This is a genomic window from Ramlibacter sp. (assembly GCF_013697775.1).
Lineage (GTDB): Bacteria > Pseudomonadota > Gammaproteobacteria > Burkholderiales > Burkholderiaceae_C > Ramlibacter.
Map to the genome: position 1 here is coordinate 1 of NZ_JACCWG010000076.1, position 2,601 is coordinate 2,601.

Sequence of the window (2,601 nt, forward strand, 5' to 3'; positions counted from 1 at the left end):
CGTTTCTCCACGCTTCGTGGAGAAACGAGCGGCGAACCGGGGAGTCAAGCGAAGCGCGACAGGAGCAGTCCTGAACCGGCGTCCGGTTCGTTGGCAGCCCTGGTCTAGCCTGCGACGTCGGTGGCTCTCGTGCTCGCTGCGCTGCGCCGACCCGATGGACGCGGTTGGTGTGCGACCGTGTTCTGGACAGCCATCCCTGGAGCAGTGACGACCGGCGGCGTCAGCGCGTTGACGCGTTGGCCAGCGGTGCGCTTGCGGTAGCTCTCGCAGCCGAACTCGAGGATGGTGGCGTGATGGACGAGGCGGTCGATGGCGGCGACGGTCATGATCTGGTCGGTGAAGATCGATGCCCAGTCGGCGAAGGGCCGATCGCAGGTGATGATGAGGCTGCGGTGCTCATAGCGCTCGGCGATGAGTTCGAAGAGGATGCTGGTCTCGGACTGGTCCTTCCGCACATAGCCGAGATCGTCGAGGATCAGGCAGTCGATGCGGTCGAGTTTGGCCAGGAGCGCGGGCAGGGCGAGATCGCGCCGCGCCGCCTGGAGGCGTTGGACGAGGTCGGTGGTGCGGACGAACAGGACGCTGTGCCCGGCTTCGATCAGAGCGTAGCCGATGGCGGCGGCGATGTGGCTCTTGCCGGTGCCGCTGCCGCCGAAGAGCAGGCAGTTGCCGGCGGCGCGGATCCAGTCGCCGGCGCCGAGCGCTTCGACGCGCGCTCGCGACAGGCCGGGGACCAGGCCGAACTCGAAGCTGTCGAGACGCTTGCCGGGCGGCAGCTTGGCGGCCATCAGGCGGGACGCGAGTCGGCGGTTGGTACGCTCGGTGAGTTCCAGTTCGCACAGGGCGCCCAGGAAGCGTTCGTGCGACCAGGCGTGCTCGGTGGCGTCGCTTGCCAGTTCGTGCCAGGAACGGGCCATGGACGGCAACCGCAGGGCCTTGAGCGCCTGGGCGGTGGTATGGGTGGTCGATGGTGCGGGGGCGGCGGTCATGCGGTGGCTACCTGGGGTGGATGAGGCTTGGGCAGACAGCGCAGCGCGTCGTACCCGGCCGGGTCGGCGGTACGGAAGTGCAGCACGGGCAGGGCGCCCGGTACCGGTGCGGCGAACTCGGCGCGCAGCGCCTCGGCGTCCGGCATCTCGTCGCTGTCCAGCAGTGTCGCCAGGCGGGCGCCCAGGGCGGCTTCGCAGGCATGCCGGTGAGCCAGATGCAGCAGGCGGACATAGGTGCGGCAGGCGGCGTGCTCGCCCAGCGACCCGCGCAGGCGTTCCCAGGTGCGGGCGTAGGTCCGGTTGGGGTGCAGGTCATCGCGGTACACCAAGCGCGCGAAGGCACCCGGCTTGCGGATCAGGGCCTCGATGCAGAGCCGGTAGTTCACCAGCCGGGTGCGCAGCGGGTCATGCAGGCGCTGACTGCTGTGGACGCGCTCCCGCCCAGCAAAGAACTCCAGACGGTCGTCATAGATCCGCACCACCAGCCGATGGCCCATCAACCGCGACGGGACCATGTACGAGATGCCCAGGACGGTGATCAGGCTGAAGCGCGAGACGGTCCCCAGCGCTTCCGTCCAGGTCACGCCGGGGAACCGCGGCAACGGTGAGAGCGCTGCGCGCTCGACCGCCAGCGCCTCGGCCCGCGGCGCATTGGCAGCCGCCACGATGCCGGCCACGAATGCCCGGTAGTCATCCAGGGTCGCGAAATCACGATCGCCACGCAGGCGCAGCGCCTGGTCGATGCGGACCTTCAGATGCCCGTTCGGCGACTCTACGGCGCCGTTCTCGTGCGCCACGCCGAGCGTGTTGCGCGTCGGGGAGCAGCCGTAGTGCCGGCACAGTGCCTCGAAGCGGACGGTCAGGTCCTCCTGCTGGCGCAGGTTCTTGTATGCCGCCGACAGACTGTCCGTGCGCAGCGTCTGCGGCACTCCGCCCAGCGCCTCCAGCGCCATGCGCAGCGTCTCGGCCAGCGCCGGGTAGCTCTCGCCGCCCAGGATCACCTGGGCGTACTGCCAGCCGCTGTGCGGGCAGCAGACGTGCCCCAGCCGGTGCGGTAGGGCGATGCCGGCGATCGTCACCCCCAACTCGTGGCACACCGTGAAATCCAGCAGCGCCTGCCAACCGGGCGGGTGATCCTGCGGGAACATCACCGGACGCGATGGGCCCTCGGTGGCGCGCCACTGCCGCACACGCCGTTCCAGCGTGCGCACCTGGCCGTCGGCGAACCGACCCGGATGCAGTCTCTGCAGCTCGCACAGCAGCGTGACGGCCTTGAGCTGCGCGTCACGGCGCAGCAGCGGCACGATCGACGACGACCAGACATCCGCGAACGGATCGACTCGCGTGCGATAGCTCCGTGGTTCACGGGCGGCTCGACCGGCATGGTCGAGCCAGCGACCGGTGCGCTCGCAGATGTCCGCAGAATCAGCGGCTTGGACTTGGGTACGTCCGGCTTGGCGTGCGTGCATATAGCGCGCGACCTGCCGGTTGGTGATGTGTCTGCCGGGCATCGGAAACCCCCGGAGCGACTACGCTTGTGGGGGTGCTCCCGGCAATGGCACGACCGGCAATCCTAATTGTCGCAACCGGCAATCCTAATTGTCGCCAGACA

At 69.0% G+C, this 2,601-nt stretch carries 2 protein-coding genes; both read right to left on the reverse strand.

Annotation, left to right across the window (positions count from 1 at the left end; genetic code table 11):
• Positions 1–104: 104 nt before the first annotated feature.
• Positions 105–989, reverse strand: a complete 885-nt coding sequence (istB, locus tag H0U68_RS04015) for an IS21-like element helper ATPase IstB (RefSeq protein WP_296352912.1) — start codon at positions 987–989, stop codon at positions 105–107.
• Positions 986–2,500 carry an IS21 family transposase gene (gene istA, locus H0U68_RS04020; RefSeq protein ID WP_296352914.1) on the reverse strand — a complete coding sequence of 505 codons (1,515 nt, stop codon included), beginning with the start codon at positions 2,498–2,500 and terminating at the stop codon, positions 986–988. The genes istB and istA overlap by 4 nt, the downstream gene beginning before the upstream one ends.
• Positions 2,501–2,601: the final 101 nt, after the last annotated feature.

Bases quoted from the DNA above. Each gene is read 5' to 3' on its own strand.
- istB (WP_296352912.1), bottom strand. From the start codon at position 989: ATGACCGCCGCCCCCGCACCATCGACCACCCATACCACCGCCCAGGCG.
- istA (WP_296352914.1), bottom strand. From the start codon at position 2,500: ATGCCCGGCAGACACATCACCAACCGGCAGGTCGCGCGCTATATGCAC.